Source organism: Microvirga zambiensis WSM3693, assembly GCF_016735695.1.
Classification (GTDB): Bacteria; Pseudomonadota; Alphaproteobacteria; order Rhizobiales; family Beijerinckiaceae; genus Microvirga; species Microvirga zambiensis.
Genome location: NZ_JAERQD010000033.1, coordinates 22,477 through 41,740 on the forward strand (window position 1 = coordinate 22,477; position 19,264 = coordinate 41,740).

Sequence of the window (19,264 nt, forward strand, 5' to 3'; positions counted from 1 at the left end):
CAAAAAGTAAACATTGTTTCCCATGCAGGATTTCAGGCCTGACGACCCGGCTTTTGCCGGAATGGGCTTCATGCGACAGTGACCGACGATGAGCCAGAGAATCGACAACCGGACCAAACGGCGCGAGCCGAACGAACGGGCCGCCACCTTCACCGCCTTCGGCCTTGCCGCCGAAGCAAAGCCCCTCACACCCGGCCTCTATGTGGTCGCGACCCCCATCGGCAACCTGCAGGACGTGTCCTTCCGCGCCCTGAACGTGCTCGCCGCCGCGGATGCGGTCCTGGCCGAGGACACGCGGGTGACGAAAACCCTGCTCGCCCATTACGGCATCACCACGCCGCTGGTCGCCTATCACGAGCATTCCAACGATGCCGTGCGCGAACGCATGGTCCACAGGATCAGGGAAGGTCAGGCGCTGGCCCTGGTCTCGGATGCGGGCACGCCGCTGGTGTCGGATCCCGGCTACAAGCTCGTGCAGGCGGCGATCGAGGAAGGACTACCCGTCACGCCGATCCCCGGTCCTTCCGCCGTGCTCACCGCTCTCGTCGCCTCGGGCCTGCCGACGGACCGCTTCTTCTTCGAAGGTTTTCTGCCGTCGAAGAGCGCCGCACGCCGCACGCGCCTTGCCGAGATCGGCACCATCCCCGGCACGCTGATGCTCTTCGAGGGCCCGCATCGGCTGCCCGAGATGCTGGTGGACGCAGCCGAGGTGTTGGGCGAAAGGCAGGCCGTGGTGGCGCGCGAACTGACGAAAATGTTCGAGACGATCCGGCGCGGCACCTTGCCCGAGCTCGCCAGGCAATTCGCCGAGGAAGGCCCGCCCAAGGGCGAGATCGTGGTGCTGATCGGCGAGGCGACCAAGGAGATGCATGCGGCGGAAGCCGATGCGGCACTCGACGGCAAGCTGGAGGCGGCGCTGAAGAACCATTCCATCAAGGATGCGGCGGCGCTCGTCGCAGCCGAACTCGATCTGCCCAAGCGCGAGGTTTATGCCCGTGCGCTAGTGCTCGCGAAAAAGGACGCATGACGAGCGCGCTTCAGCATCGGCAGGCCACCTTCCTGCGCGGGCATCGCGCGGAATGGATCGCGCTGCTGTTTCTTCTCATGAAGGGCTATCGCCCGCTCGCGCGCCGCTATGCTGCCTCGGGCGGTGAGATCGACCTGATCGTCATGCGCGGCGACACCATCGCCTTCGTCGAGGTCAAGGCGCGCGGCCTCATGGACAATGCGCTGACCGCCATCACCGCGCGCAAGCGCCAGCGCTTCTCCCGCGCCGCGCGCGCCTGGCTCTCGCGCAACGATTGGGCCGCGAACAAGACATGGCGCGCCGATGCGGTGTTCATCGCGACGAGGCGGTGGCCGCGGCACATCGTGAGCGCGTTCGAGCTGGAGATGCGGTGAAGGCAGCTTCTGCGCCGTCATGCCCGGGCTTGTCCCGGGTATCCACGTCTTAAAACCGCGTAAGGCGTGGGTGGCCGCAACAAGTGCGGCCATGACGGTGGTGATATTCTAAGCCGCCATCCGATGCCTGTCCGCCACCGCCTCGCGGATGTGGCGTGCCAGCTCCTGCACGACGTGGCTGCCGCCGTCGCGCGGCAGGTAGAGATTGACCATGAAGGGCGGCAGCGACGGCAGGCCCGATTCAGGCCCGAGGACCTCGAAGCCGCTTGGAATCGTCGAGGCCATCCACGCCATCACCGCGATATCGGCGGCGACCGTTGCCACCTGCGCCGATGTATTCGTGACCTCGGAGACCGAGCGCCATTCGATGCCGGCCTTCTGCAGCACCTCGCGGATCGGTGCACGGAAGGCGCAATCCGAGCAGCCGATGGAAACGGGGAGCGGACGCTGGCGTGCTGCGTCGCCGCCGCGCGCACCGACCCAGACGAGGCGATCCATGACGAGATTCTCGCCGTCGGGATCGCAGGCCATTTCGGTGGCAAGCACCACGTCGACCTTGCCGCCATAGAGCTTGGAGCGCAGCGACGCGCTGGAACCGCTGTTGAGCGAGATCTGCACGCGCGGATAGCGGCGCGCGAAATCCTTCAGGAAGGTCGGCAGATAGGTGGTGATGATGTCGCTCGGAATGCCGAGCCGCACCTCGCCCTCGAATTCGGGCGTAGTCATCTCGGTCCAGATTTCGTCGTTGAGGGCGAGCATCCTTTTCGCCCGTCCGAACAGGCGCTCGCCGGCGGTCGTGAGCTTCATACCGCGCCGGTCGCGGGTGATGAGCTCCTCGCCGATCGTTTCTTCCAGCCGCTTGATCTGCTGGCTCACCGCAGCCTGGGTCAGGTTGAGAACCCCGGTCGCCGCGGTCATTCCGCCGGCATCCACCACCGCCACGAAGGCCCTGAGAAGGCTGACATCGAGATTGTGCGCCATGGTCGACCTCAATAAGTGATCGTTATTCCCAATATAATGAACATTCGTTTCACTTATGCAAGGGCCGAGCGCATCATCTCTTCATCGAACGAGGAGATGAGCCATGACCACCTATTCCACCACCTGCGACTGGACCTCCGAGAAGCCTGCCGCCAAGCCCTCGCGCATCAAGAGCCTGTTCGCGTCGCTGATGCATGAGATCGAGATCCGCCGGGCCCTGCGCGAGGTCGGAGCCCTCGACGAGGCTGCCCTGCACGATATCGGCATCAGCGCCGGCAACCTCGAGGACGCCGTCCGCTGCGGCCGGCATTAGGCTCCCGTCTTGGGCGCGAAAACGGTCACGGCTGCTGGCCGGATCGAGAAATGGGCGGGTGTGCGGGTCACGATCTCGCCATCCGCATTGATGGGCCTAGGCTTGCGGGTGCGGATGTCGAATTCCTGGGCCCGCACCGCCCTCACCTCTCTCCAGGCACCGTGCTGACCATAGCGGAAGGAGCGCGCCATCAGAGCGAGCTTCCAGGCGCGGTCGAGTTCCAGGCTGTAGAGATCGAGATGCTGATCGTCGATGGCCGCATCCTTTTCCACCGCATTGCCTCCGCCATAGAAGCGCCCGTTGCCGACCGCGATCTGCAGGGTCCGCACGCGCACGGTTTCGGTCTCGCTGGTGATCGTGGCGCGGAAGGGCTTTGCGTGGAACAGAACGTTCAGGGCAACGAGCGCATAGCCGAGACGCCCCCAGCGGCGCTTGATGTCCCGCGTAAGCTTCTGCGCCAGTTGCGCGGACAGCCCGAGGCTCGCTACGTTGAAGAAGGGCTCGCCGTTGACGATGCCGAGATCGATCTTGCGGGTGATGCCATCGGCGATCACATCCGCGGCGCCGTCGAGATCGAAGGGAATGCCGAGGGTGCGGGCGAGATCGTTCGCCGTGCCCATCGGCAGGATACCCAAAGGCAGTCCCGCTTCGATCACGCCGAAGGCTGCAGCATTGATGGTGCCATCTCCGCCGCCGACGATGGCGCAATCCACGTTCCCGGCATGCTCGACGATGAGCGGCGACAATTCCTCCCGCCGCCCGCATTCCAGATGAACGGGCTCGATATCGTGAGCTTTCAGACGCTCTATGGCGAGGTCGCACTGGGCGGCGCCGCTGCGGCTCTTGGTATTGACGATCAGAAGGGCGCGGCGTGGCATGGGCTATCACATGGAAAAGCTTGACGGGGTCCGCAAGGGGCGGAGCACAAGCGGGGCTGTTCGACAACACCGATCCCCTGCTTTCGTTCATTCCGGTGAAGGCGAGAGTTGCCATCCTGCCGTTTCAGGCCAATAACCCTGCTTCCCCAAGGTGTCTTGCCAAGGAGGCCCGACCCATGACCCTCACCGTCGCGATCCAGATGGATCATATCCGCAGCATCAAGATCGCCGGCGATACCGGCTTCGCGCTGCTGCTCGAAGCCCAGCGGCGGGGTCACCGGGTGCTGCATTACACGCCTGACCGCCTTTCCTTACGCGACGGCCAGGTGATCGCCATGGCGGAGACGATCGAGGCGCGCGATGTCGAGGGCGATCACTTCACCCTGGGCACGCCCGAGCGCATCGATCTGGGAACTGTGGATGCGGTGCTCATGCGCCAGGACCCGCCCTTCGATCTGGCCTACATCACTGCGACCCATTTCCTCGAGCGCATCCATCCGAAGACGCTTGTGGTCAACGATCCGACCCATGTGCGCAACGCGCCGGAAAAGATCTTCGTCACCAAGTTCCCGCACCTGATGCCGCCGACCCTCATTTCCCGCGACAAGGCCGAGATCGAGGAGTTCCGGCGCGAGCATGGCGAGGTGGTGATGAAGCCGCTCTACGGCCATGGCGGCGCCAGCGTGTTCAAGGTCGGCCGCGAGGACCCGAATTTCGGCTCGCTCTACGACCTGTTTGCCAACCTCTTCCGCGAGCCCTGGGTGATCCAGCGCTTCCTGCCGAAGATCACGGAAGGCGACAAGCGCATCATCCTCATCGACGGCGAGGCAGCGGGTGCGATCAACCGCGTGCCGGCGGTCAACGACATCCGCTCCAACATGGTGCGCGGCGGCGCCGCGAAACCGACCGACCTGACGCCGCGCGAGCGCGAGATCTGCGAGACCATCGGCCCGGACCTCAAGCGCATGGGCCTCATCCTGGTCGGCATCGACGTGATCGACGGCAACCTCACCGAGATCAACGTGACGGCGCCGACAGGCATCCGCGCCATCAAGCGGCTCGGCGGGCCGGATCTGGCGGTGACGGTGTGGGACGTGATCGAGAGCAAGGTGAGGCGGTAGACACCTGACTGTCATCCCGGACGAAGCGTAGCGAAGATCCGGGATCGCTATCAGAATGAAACGCGACCGGCCCTCTCCCCCCTTGTGGGGGAGAGATGGAGAGGGGGGTGCTGGCGCGTCATTCTGAGAGGTTGGCGCTCACACCCCCCTCCCTAGCCCTCCCCCACAAGGAGGGAGGGGACTCCCGCGCATTCTCGTCCAACGGTCCCGGATCGGCTTCGCCGTCCGGGATGACGTTATGATCAAGCCGCCAGTTCCGCGATCACCGCGTTGAGCACCGGAAAGCCCTTCGGCGTCACGGCGAGGCGTGAGCCGTCGGCCTGGATCAGGCCTTCCTCCGTGAGAATCCGCAGGCCGCGTTGATTGAGCGTCTTGCCGGTGAAGGCCTCGAAGCGGCGCGGGTCGACACCCTCCTTCAGGCGAAGGCCCATCAGCAAGAACTCGTCGCCTTCCGCTTCGGACGTCAGCACCTCCTCGTCGATGATGCCGTGGCCTTCGCGCTCCACGCGTTCGAGCCAGGTTTCCGGGTGCTTTTCCGTCGCGGTGGCAAGCCGCGCATTGCCGGTCACCAACCGGCCATGGGCGCCGGGGCCGATGCCGGCATATTCGCCGTAGCGCCAGTAGAGCAGGTTGTGGCGGGATTCGGCGCCGGGCCTGGCATGGTTCGAAATCTCGTAGGCCGGTAGCCCGTGTTTCTCGCAAGTGTCCTGCGTGATGTCGTAGAGCGCGCGGCCCGTCTCCTCGTCCGGCACCGTGATCTTGCCCGCATCGTAGAGACGCTGGAACCAGGTGCCGGGCTCGATGGTGAGCTGGTACAGCGACAGGTGCTCGACCGCGTGAGCGATCGCCTGTTCCAGCTCCGCGCCCCAGGCTTGGGGCGTCTGATCCGGACGGGCATAGATCAGATCGAAGGAATAGCGCTCGAAGATCGAGGCCGCGATCTTCACCGCGCCGAGGGCCTCGTCGACGGAATGCATGCGCCCGAGGCGCTTCAGATCGGGATCGTTGAGCGCCTGCACGCCGAGCGAGACGCGGTTGATGCCGGCTGCCCGATAGCCGCGAAAGCGCTCGGCCTCGACGCTGGTGGGATTGGCCTCGAGCGTCACTTCAGCGTTGGAATCGATCGCCCAAGCGCCGCCGATGGCGTCCAGAATCGCACCGACCGTCTGCGGCCTCATGAGCGAGGGCGTGCCGCCACCGAAGAAGATGCTCGTGACCGTCCGGCCCGGAATGCGCGCCGCCGTCTGGGCGATTTCACGCTGGAAGGCGCTAAGAAACCGCTCCTGATCCACCGGCTGGTGGCGGACATGGCTGTTGAAGTCGCAATAGGGGCATTTGGAGGCGCAGAACGGCCAATGGACATAAACGCCAAAGCCCACATCGCGCGTCGGATGATCGATCATGGGGGGTATATGGCAGGTCGGGAGGCGAACGTCACGGGTGGCGATGTCGCGTTGCAAGCTTCCCTCCCCCTTGCGGGGAGGGATCGAGGGTGGGGGTCGGTAGGTGGGGCGCTGCGCCTCGTAACCCTCACGACGTCATCACCGGCCTCGTGCCGGTGATCCCGATGCGAGAAGCACGACGCTTCACATGATCGGGATGGCCGGCACAAGGCCGGCCATGACGTGGTGGATGTGACGGGACGGTCTCACCCGGGCGCACAACCCACACCCTCTCCGCAAGGAGGGAAGCGGCGCCCAAAAGATTTCCGGACCTCTTCCTTCACAAGGTTGTTCACCCCTCAAGAGCCTTCCGTTCTGGCCTCCGCTGCGGCAGAGCCTTAAGATCGGATGTTCAGGAGACAGGAACCCACCATGCGGCATTGGCGCGGCCCGTTCGACCGGCAGGGCTACCATCACGGCAATCTGAAGGAGGCGCTGATCGAGGCGGCGCAGCGCTTCATTGCCGAGCGCGGGATCGGCGGGTTCACCCTGGCCGATGCGGCCAAGCTCGTGGGGGTGACCCCGGCGGCGCTCTACCGCCATTTCCGGGGCCGTGATGCCCTCGTGGCTGAGGTTGCCTTCCGCGGCTCCGACGAACTCGCCAAGCGCCTCGGGCGGGCTCTGCAGAGCGAAGGCACGGCGCTCGAGCGCTTCACCCGCATGGGCGAGGCCTATCTCGCCTTCGCCGAGCAGGAGCCGGGCTATTACGCCGCCATGTTCTCCGCCAAGCCGGCGGAGAGCGAGGATTCGTGTGGGCCGTTCTGGGCCAAGGCTGTGAACAGCGGGGGCAAGCCTGTCGGCAACGCCTTCGATTTCCTGGTCAAAGCCCTCTCGGACACATTCCCGCAAGGTTTCCAGAGCGTGGACGTGCGCTTCATCGCCATCGAGGTCTGGGCCCTCTCCCACGGCATCGCCACCCTCGACGCCGCCGGCCAGCTACCGAAAGGCCCCGGGCTCCCGGACAAGTACGAACTCCTGCGCGCCGGCGTCCTCGCCCTCGTCCATGGCGCCCTTAAGGGCAAAGCGTAGCCGCTTCCGATTTTTCGCCGCCGATCTCTTGAAAGCGCCAAAATCGATCCGCATGTTAATGTTGTTAGCATTAACATAGGACCCCATCGATGTCAGATACTGCCTCCGCCGCCTGGAATGCGGGCCCGCACACGGGACCGTGGGAAAACCGGACTCACCGCCGCTGCGGGCGCAAGCCCGGCCGCGGTCTGGAGATCGTCGGCATCATTCTGGGCTTCATCTTCGTCTGGCCGCTCGCTTTGGCCTATCTGGTGTGGAAAATGTGTGGATATCCGAAATACGACGAGGCCAAGGCCTTCCTGAATGAGACCTTCGGCCGTGCCAAGGACGACCTCTTCCGCGCCCGCGGCGCCGGCTTCGGCGGCTTCGCCAGCACCGGCAATGCGGCCTTCGACGATTACCGCCGCAGCGAGCTCGAGCGCCTCGAGGAAGAGCGCCGCAAGCTCGACGAGGAAGCCCGCGACTTCCGCAACTTCGTCGAGGAACTGAAGCGGGCCAAGGACCGCGAGGAGTTCGACGCCTACATGGCCAAGCGCCGCAGCGCCAACAACGGCCCGACGGCCGCCTAAGACATCCACCGAGTAGCGGAGCGCCCTTCGGGGCGCTTCCCATTCTTCGTCATGGCCGGGCTCGTCCCGGCCATCCACGTTTTCAACCCAGCAAAGACGTGGGTGCCCGCAACAAGTGCGGGCATGACGACGGTGAGGCTAGGCTCTCTTCAAGCACCCTGCAGCGAGCTTCACGAAGGCCCGCGCCCGGTGAGACAGGCCGGACGGCTCCGGCTTCGACCAGTCGATGCCGTGCTTCTCGTCCGACGAAATCTCGCCGAAGGTCTCGGAAAACCCGTCCGGCTGGAACATGGGATCGTAGCCGAAACCCTTGTCGCCGCGCGGCGGCCAGACGACCTCGCCGAAGACGCGGCCCTCGAACAGCTCCTCATGTCCGTCGGGCCAGGCGATGACGAGGGCCGAGACGAAATGCGCCCTTGGGTCCGTCGCCTCGCGCTTGTCGAGTTCGCGCTTCACCCGCTCCATGGCGGCATAGAAATCGCGCTTCGGGCCGGCCCAGTCGGCCGTGAACAGGCCCGGTGCGCCATCGAGCGCGTGGACGCAGAGACCGGAATCGTCCGAGAGCGCCGGCAGACCGGTGGCTTTCGCCGCCGCATGGGCCTTGATGGCGGCGTTCTCGGCGAACATGTGGCCCGTCTCGTCGGGCACGGGCAGGCCGAGCGCGCCGGCCGACACCGCCTCCACCCCGAATGGCGCCAGCAGTTCCTGCATCTCGCGCAGCTTGCCGGCATTGTGGGTGGCGATGACGACCTTGCCGGTCAGGGGACGGTGCATATCAAATTCTCCAGGCAAACAGTGTCATTCCCGGCCGAAGCGCAGCGTAGGGGAAAGGGAATCCACCCACAGGTTCAGCGTTATGGATCCCCTTCCCGCACTTCGTGCGCCGGGGATGACATTAAGGTCGTGCCCTAAGCCACGGCCTTCTTCTGAAGTTCCACCAGCTGCGCCACGCCCGCCTTGGCAAGACGCAGCAGGTTCAAAAACTCCTCCTCGGAGAACGGCTTGCCTTCCGCCGTGCCCTGCACCTCGACGATGCCGCCGGAACCCGTGATCACGAAATTGGCGTCGGTCTCGGCCGCGGAATCCTCGGCGTAGTCGAGGTCGAGCACCGGCTTGCCCTGGTAGATGCCGCAGGAGATGGCGGCGACGGGCTCGCGCAGCGGGTTGATCGAGATGATCGAGCGGTTCTGCATCCAGGCGAAGCATTCGTGCAGGGCCACCCAGGCGCCCGTGATGGAAGCGGTGCGGGTGCCGCCATCGGCCTGGATCACGTCGCAATCGACCACGATCTGCTTCTCGCCGATGGCCGGCAGGTTGACGACGGCGCGGAGCGAGCGGCCGATGAGGCGCTGGATTTCCTGCGTGCGGCCTGAGGGTTTGCCGGAATTGACCTCCCGGCGGGTGCGCTCGTGCGTGGCGCGGGGCAGCATGGAATACTCCGCTGTCACCCAGCCGCGTCCGGTGCCGCGCAGCCACGGCGGGCCTCTCTCCTCCAGCGAGGCGGTGCAGATCACCTTCGTGTTGCCGAAGGAGACGAGGCAGGAGCCCTCCGCATAGCGCGCGACCCCGCGCTCCAGGGTGACGGGACGCAGTTCGTCGGGGGCGCGATTGGACGGACGCATGACGGGATTCTCCTTGAAGACTGTGATTCCCCGCCTGTTTGGAGCGCCGCGGCCCTTTGCGCAAGGGTCGAGCCTTGCCTAAACTCTTTCGGACCCGCACATAATGCTGATGTGCAAGGTCGAATGGCCAAGACTAGAACCCGGAGCGTAGAACCCGTCGGATGCATCCAACCGGACCCTTTTCTCATCTGTCGGAAGCCCGCGCCATCGCGGAGCTGAATGACCGCTCCAGGGAAATTTTTCGCCAGATCGTCGAGAGCTACCTGACGACCGGCGAACCCGTGGGTTCGCGCCATCTCTCGCGCATCCTGCCCATGGCGCTTTCCCCCGCCTCGATCCGCAACGTGATGGCCGATCTTGAAGCGGCGGGCCTGATTTTCGCGCCCCATACGAGCGCCGGGCGCCTGCCGACGGAGACGGGCCTGCGCTTCTTCGTCGACGCCATGATGGAGATCGGCGACGTCACCTCCGACGAGCGTGCGCGCATCGAGGCGCAGATGCGCGCGGCCGCCTCCGGCCACACCCTGGAAACGGCCCTGGCCGAGGCCTCGACGATGCTCTCTGGCGTCTCGCGCGGCGCCGGCGTGGTCGTGACCTCGAAATCCAATGCGCGCCTCAAGCATATCGAATTCGTGCGGCTCGATCCGACTCGCGCCCTCGTGGTGCTGGTCTCCGAGGACGGCTCGGTGGAGAACCGCCTCCTAGACCTGCCCGCAGGCCTGCCGGCGGGCGCCCTGGTGGAGGCCGGCAACTTCCTCAACGCCCGCATCCAGGGCAAGACCCTCGGCGACATCAAGCGCGAGATCGTGGCGCGGCGCGGCGACATGGAGCGCGAGCTCGACGTGCTGACCGCCCGGCTCGTCGAGGCGGGGCTCGCCACCACGGCAGGGCCTGCGGATTCCCGCCAGCTCATCGTGCGCGGCCAGGCGAACCTTCTCGACGACCTGAAGGCGGCGGAGGATCTCGAGCGCATCCGCCTGCTCTTCTCCGACCTCGAGACGCAGACCGATGTGATCGATCTTCTGAGCCGGGCCGAGGGCGGCGAGGGCGTGCGCATCTTCATCGGCTCGGAGAACAAGCTCTTCTCGCTTTCCGGCTCCTCGATGATCGCGGCCCCTTTCCGGGACGGCAGCCAGAAGATCGTCGGCGTTCTCGGCGTCATCGGCCCGACCCGGCTCAACTATGCTCGGATCGTGCCGATGGTGGACTACACGGCCAAGGTGATCTCGCGCATCCTGGAGAAGGGGCGATAGAGCATTTTGCGGCGAAGTGGATCCGGTTCGCCGTCAAAAAATGCGGCAAAGCAAAGAAGAGAGCTGATTCCACGCAAGTGGAAACGGCTCTAGCGCTCCGACACTTGCAATAAAGCAGCGATACAAGGAAACCATCCGACGCTCAGGCGTTAAACCTCCTGTCCGCGAAAGCGGCCTCTGTTCCCACCCACAGGAGGTTTCCTTGAAGACAGCAACGATCCTCGCCAGCGCCGGCCTCATGATGCTCGGCACCATCGGCCTCGCGCAGGCGCAGACCAGCGGCACGCCCGGCTCGCCCTTCCCGAATGCCGCGCCTCACGAGATCACGACAATCAACGGCATGCCCTGCCGCACCGTCCTCGACCGCGAGAGCAACACCCGCATTCCGGTGCAATGCGCCGCCCCGTCCGGCATGGTCGGCATGGATCCCATGACCACGGGCAGCGTTCTCGTCACCCCTGCTCCGGGTGCTGCGGTTTCCGGCACCCCCGCCTCCGCCTTCCCGACCGCCGCTCCGCATGAGATCCGTATGATCAACGGCGTTCCCTGCCGCACCGTCCTGGTTCAGGGCACCGACACGCGCGTCCCCGTGGAGTGCGCCCGCTGACGCACCAGCGTTTCGGTAGTGGCTTAAGTTTGGCCCAACCCTGTCGTTCCGGGGCGCCGCAGGCGAACCCGGAACCTATAACCGCTGAAGGTGTAGAAAGAGGCGGCAAGGATTTCGCGCTCTTCTGAACCGTCGGTGGGTATGGGTTCCGGGTTCCGCTGCGCGGCCCCGGAATGACAGGGCGGAGCGAAACTGAGTCACTACCCGCGTCTCTAAACGATCCTGCAGGACTTGAGGCGTCCGGCTTTCCGGGCGCTTCCAGGATCTCAATGACCGGTCCGGTCGGCTCCTCGACTTGCCTCGAACAGGAACCAGGTGCGCCGCTCGGTTTGGTCGATCCAAACCTCAATCAGGCTCGCCGTCGCAACATCCCCGTGCTTGTCGCAAAGCTCATGGGTCTCGCGCAGGTTGGCGGCGAAGGCTTTGTTGTCTTCCATAAGCTCGCGCAGCATGTCGGACGGAGGCACGAATTCCGCCTCGTTGTCTTGAACCCGCTGCAGGGCGGCGATCTGGCCGATGGAGCGCAGGGTGGTGCTGCCGATCTTGCGCACACGCTCGGCAATGTCGTCCGTGGTGGCGAAGATCTGCTCGGCGTGCTCGTCCAACAGCAGATGATAGTCGCGGAAATGCGGCCCGCTCACGTGCCAGTGGAAATTCTTGGTCTTGAGATAGAGGGCGAAGGTGTCGGCCAGAAGTGTGTTGAGAGCCTCCGAAATTGCCGCGACTCCTTCAGGCTTCAGATCGGTCGGCGTGTCGAGAGACCTGACCGCCTTGCGCTGCGGCAGGGAGCGAATCTTGGCCATTGGAACATCTCCTTGAATGGGAAAAGATGTTTGTTTCTGGGAGCTTGGCGTTTATCCATTTCAGGAACGCGCAGGGAACAACGCTTCACCGGCTAACGCGTTGCGGAAGACCGTTGGCCCCAGACAGACTCGTCGTCACAGGGCGCATGGTTTGGCAAAATTCGGTTCGGCAGGTTTAAGCGGGCGCGAGGCTCCCTACATGAATGCTCAGGCTCGGAACCATGCGAAACCAGGACGTTTGTTCGTCAGCCCGGCCTGAGGACAGGCCTCGATGCAGGCCGGAGCCCGCCGCACAGGCCCTTCCCTTGGCTTTGGAGGTCTAGGCTGCTAAAGCCCTGCCAACAGATACCGTCCCATTTGTAAGATTAGATGACCGCTCGCACCTTCGACAACATCCGCAATTTCTCCATCGTGGCCCATATCGACCACGGCAAGTCGACGCTGGCCGACCGCCTGATCCAGGCGACGGGGGCGCTCTCCGCCCGCGAAATGACGGAGCAGGTGCTCGACAACATGGATATCGAGCGCGAGCGCGGCATCACCATCAAGGCGCAGACCGTGCGCCTGGAATACAAGGCCCAGGACGGCAAGACCTATATCCTGAACCTGATGGACACCCCCGGCCACGTGGACTTCGCCTACGAGGTCTCGCGCTCGCTCGCCGCCTGCGAAGGCTCGCTGCTGGTCGTCGACGCAAGCCAGGGCGTGGAGGCGCAGACGCTCGCCAACGTCTACCAGGCCATCGACGCCAACCACGAGATCGTCCCCGTCCTCAACAAGATCGACCTGCCCGCCGCCGATCCGGACCGGATCAAGGAGCAGATCGAGGAGGTGATCGGCATCGACGCCTCGGAGGCCGTGCCGATCTCGGCCAAGACGGGCCTCAACATCGAGGGCGTGCTGGAGGCCATCGTCCAGAAGCTGCCGCCGCCGAAGGGCGACCCGAATGCGCCTCTGAAGGCTCTCCTCGTCGATTCCTGGTACGACGCCTATCTCGGCGTGGTCGTGCTCGTGCGCATCGTCGACGGCACCATGAAGAAGGGCCAGACCATCAAGATGATGGGCACCGGCGCTTCCTACGGCCTCGATCGCGTCGGCGTGTTCTCGCCGAAGATGACCGAGCTGGCGCAGCTCGGCCCCGGCGAAGTCGGCTTCTTCACCGCCTCGATCAAGGAAGTGGCCGACACCCGCGTCGGCGACACGATCACCGACGAGCGCAAGCCCACGGCGCAGGCGCTGCCGGGCTTCAAGCCCGTGCAGCCGGTGGTGTTCTGCGGACTCTTCCCGGTGGATGCCGCCGATTTCGAGAACCTGCGCGGCGCCATGGGCAAGCTGCGCCTCAACGACGCGAGCTTCTCCTACGAGATGGAGACCTCGGCCGCCCTCGGCTTCGGCTTCCGCTGCGGCTTCCTCGGCCTGCTGCACCTGGAGATCATCCAGGAGCGCCTGGAGCGTGAGTTCAATCTCGACCTCATCTCGACTGCGCCCTCGGTGGTGTATCACCTCAAGCTGCGCGACGGCTCGACCATGGAGCTGCACAACCCGGCCGACATGCCGGACGTGATGAAGATCGAGACCATCGAGGAGCCGTGGATCCGCGCCACCATCCTCACGCCCGACGATTATCTCGGCGCCGTGCTCAAGCTCTGCCAGGACCGGCGCGGCGTGCAGATCGACCTCAACTATGTCGGCAAGCGCGCTATGGTCGTCTACGACCTGCCGCTCAACGAGGTAGTGTTCGACTTCTACGACCGCCTGAAATCGGTCTCGAAGGGCTATGCTTCCTTCGACTACCACATCTCCGATTATCGCGAGGGCGACCTCGTGAAGATGTCGGTGCTGGTGAACGGCGAGCCGGTGGACGCGCTTTCCATGCTGGTGCACCGCGACCGTGCCGAAGGCCGCGGCCGTGCCATGTGCGAGAAGCTGAAGGAGCTCATCCCGCCGCACATGTTCCAGATCCCCGTGCAGGCGGCGATCGGCGGCAAGATCATCGCCCGCGAAACCATCCGCGCGCTGCGCAAGGACGTGACCGCCAAGTGCTATGGCGGCGACGCTTCCCGCAAGCGCAAGCTGCTCGACAAGCAGAAGGAAGGCAAGAAGCGGATGCGCCAATACGGCAAGGTCGACATCCCGCAGGAAGCCTTCATCGCGGCACTGAAGATGGATACCTGATCCAGGCCATCTGGCACGGTTCAAAGGCCCAGCTCGCGAAAAGCTGGGCCTTTTATTTTGACTTCGCACTGCAGCAACAAAAGCAGGAACATCCCCCTGCCCCCTGAGTTCAATCAGGGCGCGGGGCTTGAATGTCCGTCATGGTGAATATCGGCAGAACGGCCTCGTTCGAGGCCGGGCTTCCGCACGTTCACGTCCGCATGGGCAGCCCCGTCGACCGCACATCCGAACCACAGGATCTCAGCCTCACAGGAGAGCCCATGACTTCGTCCCTGCGGACCACGCTGCCGACCCTTTTCGCGCTGCTTCTCGGCTATGCCCTCATGCAGGTCGGCAACACCTTGCAAGGCACGCTGCTCAGCGTGCGCGGCAGCATCGAGCAGTTCACGCCCACGGAAATCGGAGCCGTCGGCGCGGCCTTCTGGGCCGGCATCGTCGTCGGCTCGCTCTATGCCGGACGTGTGATCCAGCAGGTCGGCCATACGCGCACCTTCGCGGCGCTCGCGGCGGTGGCTGCCTCGACCGCATTGCTGCATCTGCTCGTGATCAGCCCGGCCGTGTGGATCGCCGCGCGCGGGCTCACCGGCTTCTGTTTCGCGGGCCTGTTCATCGCCGTCGAGAGCTGGCTCAACGCCTCCGCGAGCGCCCAGACGCGCGGACAGGTGCTCAGCGTCTACGGCATGACGGGACTGGTCGCCGGCATCGGCGGACAGCTGCTTCTGCCGACCGGCGATCCTTACGGGTACCGGCTGTTCTGCTTCGTCGCGATCCTGATCTCGCTCGCCCTCGTGCCGACCGCCCTGTCGCGGGCGAGCGCGCCGGCCCATGCGGTGAGCGATACGAAGATCAACCTGATGCAGCTCTACCGGCAATCGCCCTTCGGCGTGGTGGCGGCGGTTCTGTGCGGCATCACCACGAGTTCGTTCTTCGCACTCGGGCCGATCTGGGCGCAGGAGCGCGGATTGGACACCGCCGAGATCGCGCTCTTCATGACCTTCGGCACGCTCGGCGGCTTTCTCACCACATGGCCGCTGGGCTTCCTCTCCGACCGCATGGACCGCCGCCATGTGATCATCGGCGCCTCGGGCATGGCGGCGGCAATCCTGCTCGTCCTGATCCACTTCGTGCCGATCACGGTGCCGGTCCGGCTCGTCTTCGTATATGTGACCATCTTCGGCGGCAGCGTCATTCCCACCTACAGTATCGTCACGGCGCATGTGAACGACATGGTCAAGCCCGGCGAGTTCGTGGCCGCTGCGGGCGGATTGCTGATCCTGCAGGGCGTGGGCGCCACCATCGGCCCCGTCATCGCCGGCATGGCGATGACGGAATTCGGACGCCTTGGCCTGCTCTATGTGGTCATCATCGCTCAGGCGCTCATGGCGATCTGGGGCGCCTATCGCAGCCTGCAGCGGGCAGCACCTCCGACGGAGGACAAGGAAACTTTCGTTCCCGAACCTGCCATTCCCGTGGGCACACGGCTGGAGGCGTCCTGAACGCCGTTACCTACACGACCAGCGACTGCGCGCCGTCGATCCACACCGGCGTTCCGGTGATGTGGCGCGCGCGGTCGGAGGCGAGAAACAGCACGAGTTCCGCCACCTCCTCGCTCGTTCCGGGAACATCGCCGGTCAGCGGAATCCGGTCCTCGTTGAAGTCGGCGACTCCCGCTTCCTGCGTGTGCCGCTTCTCCGTATTGTCGGTGATCGCCGTCTCGATCTTGCCGGGACAGACCGCATTCACGCGGATCCTGTGCTTGGCGAGTTCGACCGCCAGCATCTGCACCATCGCCACCTGCCCGGCCTTCGTGGCGGAATAGGCCGTCGCGCCGGCGCTCGTGAACGTGCGGGTTCCATTGATCGAGGCCGTGACGACGATGGCGCCGCCGCCCGCCTTCTTGAGATGCGGAACGGCGTGATGCAGCGTGAGATAGGTGCCGCGCAGATTGATGGCGATGGTGCGGTCCCATTCCGCCGGCTGCAGCTCGTCGATGGGAGCCCAGACGCCGTTGATGCCGGCATTGGCGAAGACGATGTCGAGCCTGCCATAGGCCTGCACCAGATCGGCAACGGCCTTTTTCATCTGCCCTTCCTCCGCAACGTCGGCGACGAGCGGGATGGCTTTGCCGCCCGCGTGCTCGATCTCCTCGGCGGTCTTGCGGATCTCGGCTTCCGTGCGGCTCAGCACGCCGACCGCAGCGCCCTCGCGGGCGAAAAGCAGGGCGGCCGCCTTGCCGATTCCCGATCCCGCACCGGTGACGAGCGCGACCTTGCCTTGAAGTTCCATGGCGTTGCCTTTCGTTGGGTCCTTGATCCTGAACCTGAGGCAGGGCCGCTGGTTCCCGCTGCCTCAGGCGATGCCGATGCGCCGTCCGGATGAATCGATCACAGGCTCGCCATCCTCCTTCGTGAACTCGCCCAGCTGCGGCGGCAGGAGGTCGAGCACGGTTTCCGACGGGCGGCAGAGCCTGACGCCGAGCGGCGTGACCACGATGGGGCGTTCGATCAGGATCGGGTGCTCCATCATCGCATCGAGCAGGTTCTCGTCGCTGATCGTGGGGTCGTCGAGCCCGAGTTCATGAAAGGGCGTGCCCTTCTTGCGCATCGCGTCGCGGACGCTCACGCCCATCCGCGCGATGAGCTGGCGCAGGAGAAGGCGCGTCGGCGGGGATTTGAGATATTCAACGATATGCGGCTCGATCCCGGCGTTGCGGATGAGGCCGAGGGTGTTGCGCGAGGTGCCGCATTGCGGGTTGTGGTAGATGATCACGTCCATGGCAGATCCCTGAGAGGGGAGAAATTGACGGCGGATGGTGTCAGCCGTGGCAGGCCGCCCTGCCCTGCACCTTCAGCCGCGCGAGCATCCGCTCACTCAGCGCATCATAGACTTCCCGCGTCTCGATTCCAGACAGGGAGAGTTCGAGCACCCATGCGTTCGAGAGCGGCACGATCAGCGTCTCGATCGTCATGGCGTGGGAGGCCATTGGCAGATTGGCATCGACCCAGGTCGCGGACCAGCGGGTGGCACCGGCATCGGTGGACAGGGAGACCGATTGCGCGGGCCGTCCGAGCAATCCCTCATAATCCTGCTGCAGAGCGGCGGCATCGCGGCTGACGAGATCGGGCTGAGGCAGGCTGCTCAACTCCTCCGCCGAGCGCAGGCCGACCGTAAGAGAGGCGTCCGAGCGAACGGCCTTCAGACCCTCTTCGGTCTGCTGCCATTCTTCCGGAAGAGACAGGGAGAAGCACAGGTCGGGCGCAGCCTTGCCGGTCACCAGCGTCTGCTGCGCGGCAGCGTTGAACCGCGCCTCGATGGCCTGGTTCGGAACGGTCGCATCGAGCGGATCGCTGGAGGCATGCGCAAGCGAGGCGCCGGCAAGCCCTGCCAGAACGATGGCCCCTAAAGGCCACGATCGCCACTCCCTCATGCTGTGCACCATGGCCTCCAGCCGCCGTGAGCTCTCCATGGCAACGCGCACGAAGCGTAACGGTTGCGTGTCCATGGCCAAGGCCGCAAAGGCGGGCCGAAGCCCGCCTTTCCGTCAGCCGCGGGCACGGGCGCGGATCATGAAGGTGTCATAGGCGTATTCGGCCACCTGGAACCACAGATATTCCTCGTTCCGGAACGCCTTGTAGCTGTCGTAGAGCTTCTTGAAGTCGGCATTCTTGGACGAGAGATCGTCATAGATCTCGTTGGCCGCCTTGTAGGCCGCTTCCATGATTTCCTGCGAGAACGGACGCAGCTGCGCGCCGTTGCCGATCAGGTTGCGCAGGGCTGCCGGATTCTTGGCGTCGTACTTGGCCTGCGTGTCCACGTTGACATAGCCCGCAGCGGCCTGGATAGCCGCCTGATAGCTCTTCGGCAGCTCATTCCATCTCTGCAGATTGATGAACATGTGGATGGCAGGGCCACCCTCCCAGAAGCCGGGATAATAGTAGTACGGCGCGACCTTGTTCAGACCGAGCTTGTCATCGTCGTAAGGAGCGACCCATTCGGCGGCATCGATCGTGCCGCGCTCGAGCGAGGGATAGAGGTCGCCCCCGGCGATCTGCTGCGGCACCACGCCGAGCTTCTGCACGATCTGGCCCGCGAGGCCCGCGATGCGCATCTTCAGGCCCTGCAGATCCTGAACGGTCTTGATCTCCTTCCGGAACCAGCCGCCCATCTGCGCGCCCGTATTGCCCGCCGGCAGCGCGTAGACATTATGCTTGGCATAGAATTCGTTGAGCAGCGCGGTGCCGTTGCCGTGATAGAGCCAGGCATTGGTCTGCCGTGAATTGAGACCGAAGGGCAGATTGGTGCCGATGGCGAAGGTGGGATCCTTGCCCACGTAATAATACGAGCAGGTGTGGCCCATCTCCACCGTTCCGCCCGCAATGGCGTCAAGCGCCTGCGGCGTGCCGACGATCTCGCCGGGTGCGAAGGTCTGGATCTGGAACTTGCCGTCGGTCGCCTCGGACACGAGCTTGGCGAAGGTCTCGCCGCCGCCGAACAGGGTGTCGAGGGATTTCGGGAAGGCCGATGTCAGGCGCCAGCGGATCTCGGGGCTCGACTGCGCGATGGCAGGCTTGGCGACACTTCCCGCGGCTGCGCCGAGCGCGGCGGCCTGGAGGAATGCACGGCGTTTCATAAGCGTCACTTTCATTCAGATGCGTTTGAGGACGCATGCGAGACAGAAAGTTTCACTGCGATGCTCTCAAACGAACGGTTGAGACGCCCCTATAGCGACCCCTGCAGAAGAAGGGAGGCCTTCCTGGGCAGGGAGTTCATGCGTTCAGCGCATGCATAGCTCCGCTTTGCGGCGAATCCGCGGGAGACAGCCAAAGAATTTGTGCGAGTCGGTCTTGCCGCGTCAGAAGATCAGTTCACCCGCTCCCCAGGCCAGCAGGATCAGGAGAATGAAGCCGAGGAGGAAGAGGCCGAACAGGATCTTGGCGAGGGTCTTCGCACCCGAGGCGACACCGGTGAAGCCGAGAGCGCCTGCGACCAGCGACACGACAAGAAAGATCAGGGCCCATTTCAGCATGCCTGCACCTTTGATGGAAACGGTTCAGCTACAGGACATAAGCG

General features: G+C 64.7%; 21 protein-coding genes. 10 read left to right on the forward strand and 11 right to left on the reverse strand.

All coding sequences use genetic code 11. The features are described from left to right. Window positions 1-88 precede the first annotated feature (88 nt). Window positions 89-1,027: a 16S rRNA (cytidine(1402)-2'-O)-methyltransferase gene (gene rsmI, locus JKL46_RS21775; RefSeq protein WP_201837278.1), complete on the forward strand. Its 939-nt coding sequence runs from the start codon at window positions 89-91 to the stop codon at window positions 1,025-1,027. After that, entirely contained in the window at window positions 1,024-1,401 is a 378-nt protein-coding gene (locus JKL46_RS21780; RefSeq protein WP_201837280.1) for a YraN family protein, read from the forward strand. The genes rsmI and JKL46_RS21780 overlap by 4 nt, the downstream gene beginning before the upstream one ends. A gap of 108 nt (window positions 1,402-1,509) precedes the next feature. Here the strand turns inward: JKL46_RS21780 and JKL46_RS21785 are convergent, their stop codons facing one another. Further along, window positions 1,510-2,382: a LysR family transcriptional regulator gene (locus JKL46_RS21785; protein WP_201837282.1), complete on the reverse strand. Its 873-nt coding sequence runs from the start codon at window positions 2,380-2,382 to the stop codon at window positions 1,510-1,512. A 103-nt stretch (window positions 2,383-2,485) separates the two neighbouring features. Between JKL46_RS21785 and JKL46_RS35685 the strand changes: the two genes are divergently transcribed. Continuing rightward, complete coding sequence (locus tag JKL46_RS35685) at window positions 2,486-2,695, forward strand: YjiS-like domain-containing protein (protein ID WP_246529449.1); 210 nt, start codon at window positions 2,486-2,488, stop codon at window positions 2,693-2,695. On the opposite strand, the gene JKL46_RS21795 is transcribed toward JKL46_RS35685, so the two are convergent. After that, a complete protein-coding gene (locus tag JKL46_RS21795; RefSeq protein WP_201837284.1) occupies window positions 2,692-3,573 on the reverse strand; it encodes a lipid kinase in 882 nt (293 codons plus the stop codon). The two genes, JKL46_RS35685 and JKL46_RS21795, sit on opposite strands and share 4 nt — an antisense overlap. Window positions 3,574-3,749: 176 nt before the next feature. On the opposite strand from JKL46_RS21795, the gene gshB reads away from it, so the two are divergent. Then, complete coding sequence (gene gshB / locus JKL46_RS21800; RefSeq protein ID WP_201837286.1) at window positions 3,750-4,694, forward strand: glutathione synthase; 945 nt, start codon at window positions 3,750-3,752, stop codon at window positions 4,692-4,694. Between the two features lie 242 nt (window positions 4,695-4,936). On the opposite strand, the gene hemW is transcribed toward gshB, so the two are convergent. Then, complete coding sequence (hemW, locus tag JKL46_RS21805; protein WP_201837390.1) at window positions 4,937-6,097, reverse strand: radical SAM family heme chaperone HemW; 1,161 nt, start codon at window positions 6,095-6,097, stop codon at window positions 4,937-4,939. Between the two features lie 411 nt (window positions 6,098-6,508). Between hemW and JKL46_RS21810 the strand changes: the two genes are divergently transcribed. Beyond that, window positions 6,509-7,165, forward strand: coding sequence for a TetR/AcrR family transcriptional regulator (locus tag JKL46_RS21810; protein WP_201837288.1), 657 nt, complete (start codon window positions 6,509-6,511; stop codon window positions 7,163-7,165). A gap of 89 nt (window positions 7,166-7,254) precedes the next feature. Further along, on the forward strand, window positions 7,255-7,734 hold the full coding sequence (locus JKL46_RS21815; protein WP_201837290.1) for a DUF2852 domain-containing protein: 480 nt from the start codon (window positions 7,255-7,257) through the stop codon (window positions 7,732-7,734). 138 nt (window positions 7,735-7,872) lie between these two features. Here the strand turns inward: JKL46_RS21815 and JKL46_RS21820 are convergent, their stop codons facing one another. Together JKL46_RS21820 and rph are read right to left on the reverse strand one after the other, a co-directional pair. Continuing rightward, the gene (locus JKL46_RS21820; RefSeq protein ID WP_201837292.1) at window positions 7,873-8,508 is read right to left on the reverse strand and encodes a non-canonical purine NTP pyrophosphatase; all 636 of its coding nucleotides are present in this window, start codon (window positions 8,506-8,508) and stop codon (window positions 7,873-7,875) included. A 134-nt stretch (window positions 8,509-8,642) separates the two neighbouring features. Next, a complete protein-coding gene (gene rph, locus JKL46_RS21825; RefSeq protein WP_201837294.1) occupies window positions 8,643-9,356 on the reverse strand; it encodes a ribonuclease PH in 714 nt (237 codons plus the stop codon). 161 nt (window positions 9,357-9,517) lie between these two features. Between rph and hrcA the strand changes: the two genes are divergently transcribed. Then, entirely contained in the window at window positions 9,518-10,609 is a 1,092-nt protein-coding gene (gene hrcA / locus JKL46_RS21830) for a heat-inducible transcriptional repressor HrcA (RefSeq protein ID WP_201837296.1), read from the forward strand. Window positions 10,610-10,811: 202 nt separating this feature from the next. Further along, window positions 10,812-11,216, forward strand: a complete 405-nt coding sequence (locus JKL46_RS21835; protein ID WP_201837298.1) for a hypothetical protein — start codon at window positions 10,812-10,814, stop codon at window positions 11,214-11,216. Window positions 11,217-11,482: 266 nt separating this feature from the next. Here the strand turns inward: JKL46_RS21835 and JKL46_RS21840 are convergent, their stop codons facing one another. Then, window positions 11,483-12,019, reverse strand: a complete 537-nt coding sequence (locus tag JKL46_RS21840; protein ID WP_201837300.1) for a Dps family protein — start codon at window positions 12,017-12,019, stop codon at window positions 11,483-11,485. Window positions 12,020-12,388: 369 nt separating this feature from the next. Here JKL46_RS21840 and lepA point away from each other — a divergent pair, with 369 nt between their 5' ends. Continuing rightward, entirely contained in the window at window positions 12,389-14,194 is a 1,806-nt protein-coding gene (gene lepA / locus JKL46_RS21845; protein WP_201837303.1) for a translation elongation factor 4, read from the forward strand. A 260-nt stretch (window positions 14,195-14,454) separates the two neighbouring features. Beyond that, a complete protein-coding gene (locus JKL46_RS21850) occupies window positions 14,455-15,690 on the forward strand; it encodes an MFS transporter (RefSeq protein WP_201837305.1) in 1,236 nt (411 codons plus the stop codon). Window positions 15,691-15,700: 10 nt separating this feature from the next. On the opposite strand, the gene JKL46_RS21855 is transcribed toward JKL46_RS21850, so the two are convergent. From JKL46_RS21855 to JKL46_RS21875, 5 genes are all read right to left on the reverse strand, one after another. Next, a complete protein-coding gene (locus JKL46_RS21855; protein ID WP_201837307.1) occupies window positions 15,701-16,480 on the reverse strand; it encodes an SDR family oxidoreductase in 780 nt (259 codons plus the stop codon). Window positions 16,481-16,543: 63 nt separating this feature from the next. Then, window positions 16,544-16,969, reverse strand: a complete 426-nt coding sequence (gene arsC / locus JKL46_RS21860) for an arsenate reductase (glutaredoxin) (protein WP_201837309.1) — start codon at window positions 16,967-16,969, stop codon at window positions 16,544-16,546. Window positions 16,970-17,009: 40 nt separating this feature from the next. Beyond that, window positions 17,010-17,696: a hypothetical protein gene (locus tag JKL46_RS21865; protein WP_201837312.1), complete on the reverse strand. Its 687-nt coding sequence runs from the start codon at window positions 17,694-17,696 to the stop codon at window positions 17,010-17,012. A gap of 39 nt (window positions 17,697-17,735) precedes the next feature. Further along, a complete protein-coding gene (locus JKL46_RS21870) occupies window positions 17,736-18,824 on the reverse strand; it encodes a TRAP transporter substrate-binding protein (RefSeq protein ID WP_201837314.1) in 1,089 nt (362 codons plus the stop codon). 222 nt (window positions 18,825-19,046) lie between these two features. Beyond that, window positions 19,047-19,220, reverse strand: coding sequence for a DUF1328 domain-containing protein (locus JKL46_RS21875; RefSeq protein ID WP_201837316.1), 174 nt, complete (start codon window positions 19,218-19,220; stop codon window positions 19,047-19,049). Window positions 19,221-19,264: the final 44 nt, after the last annotated feature.

What these genes read in the sequence shown, in the direction of transcription:
- rsmI (WP_201837278.1), top strand. Translation starts at nt 89, where the DNA reads ATGAGCCAGAGAATCGACAACCGGACCAAACGGCGCGAGCCGAACGAA.
- JKL46_RS21780 (WP_201837280.1), top strand. Translation starts at nt 1,024, where the DNA reads ATGACGAGCGCGCTTCAGCATCGGCAGGCCACCTTCCTGCGCGGGCAT.
- JKL46_RS21785 (WP_201837282.1), bottom strand. Translation starts at nt 2,382, where the DNA reads ATGGCGCACAATCTCGATGTCAGCCTTCTCAGGGCCTTCGTGGCGGTG.
- JKL46_RS35685 (WP_246529449.1), top strand. Translation starts at nt 2,486, where the DNA reads ATGACCACCTATTCCACCACCTGCGACTGGACCTCCGAGAAGCCTGCC.
- JKL46_RS21795 (WP_201837284.1), bottom strand. Translation starts at nt 3,573, where the DNA reads ATGCCACGCCGCGCCCTTCTGATCGTCAATACCAAGAGCCGCAGCGGC.
- gshB (WP_201837286.1), top strand. Translation starts at nt 3,750, where the DNA reads ATGACCCTCACCGTCGCGATCCAGATGGATCATATCCGCAGCATCAAG.
- hemW (WP_201837390.1), bottom strand. Translation starts at nt 6,097, where the DNA reads ATGATCGATCATCCGACGCGCGATGTGGGCTTTGGCGTTTATGTCCAT.
- JKL46_RS21810 (WP_201837288.1), top strand. Translation starts at nt 6,509, where the DNA reads ATGCGGCATTGGCGCGGCCCGTTCGACCGGCAGGGCTACCATCACGGC.
- JKL46_RS21815 (WP_201837290.1), top strand. Translation starts at nt 7,255, where the DNA reads ATGTCAGATACTGCCTCCGCCGCCTGGAATGCGGGCCCGCACACGGGA.
- JKL46_RS21820 (WP_201837292.1), bottom strand. Translation starts at nt 8,508, where the DNA reads ATGCACCGTCCCCTGACCGGCAAGGTCGTCATCGCCACCCACAATGCC.
- rph (WP_201837294.1), bottom strand. Translation starts at nt 9,356, where the DNA reads ATGCGTCCGTCCAATCGCGCCCCCGACGAACTGCGTCCCGTCACCCTG.
- hrcA (WP_201837296.1), top strand. Translation starts at nt 9,518, where the DNA reads ATGCATCCAACCGGACCCTTTTCTCATCTGTCGGAAGCCCGCGCCATC.
- JKL46_RS21840 (WP_201837300.1), bottom strand. Translation starts at nt 12,019, where the DNA reads ATGGCCAAGATTCGCTCCCTGCCGCAGCGCAAGGCGGTCAGGTCTCTC.
- lepA (WP_201837303.1), top strand. Translation starts at nt 12,389, where the DNA reads ATGACCGCTCGCACCTTCGACAACATCCGCAATTTCTCCATCGTGGCC.
- JKL46_RS21850 (WP_201837305.1), top strand. Translation starts at nt 14,455, where the DNA reads ATGACTTCGTCCCTGCGGACCACGCTGCCGACCCTTTTCGCGCTGCTT.
- JKL46_RS21855 (WP_201837307.1), bottom strand. Translation starts at nt 16,480, where the DNA reads ATGGAACTTCAAGGCAAGGTCGCGCTCGTCACCGGTGCGGGATCGGGA.
- arsC (WP_201837309.1), bottom strand. Translation starts at nt 16,969, where the DNA reads ATGGACGTGATCATCTACCACAACCCGCAATGCGGCACCTCGCGCAAC.
- JKL46_RS21865 (WP_201837312.1), bottom strand. Translation starts at nt 17,696, where the DNA reads ATGGACACGCAACCGTTACGCTTCGTGCGCGTTGCCATGGAGAGCTCA.
- JKL46_RS21870 (WP_201837314.1), bottom strand. Translation starts at nt 18,824, where the DNA reads ATGAAACGCCGTGCATTCCTCCAGGCCGCCGCGCTCGGCGCAGCCGCG.
- JKL46_RS21875 (WP_201837316.1), bottom strand. Translation starts at nt 19,220, where the DNA reads ATGCTGAAATGGGCCCTGATCTTTCTTGTCGTGTCGCTGGTCGCAGGC.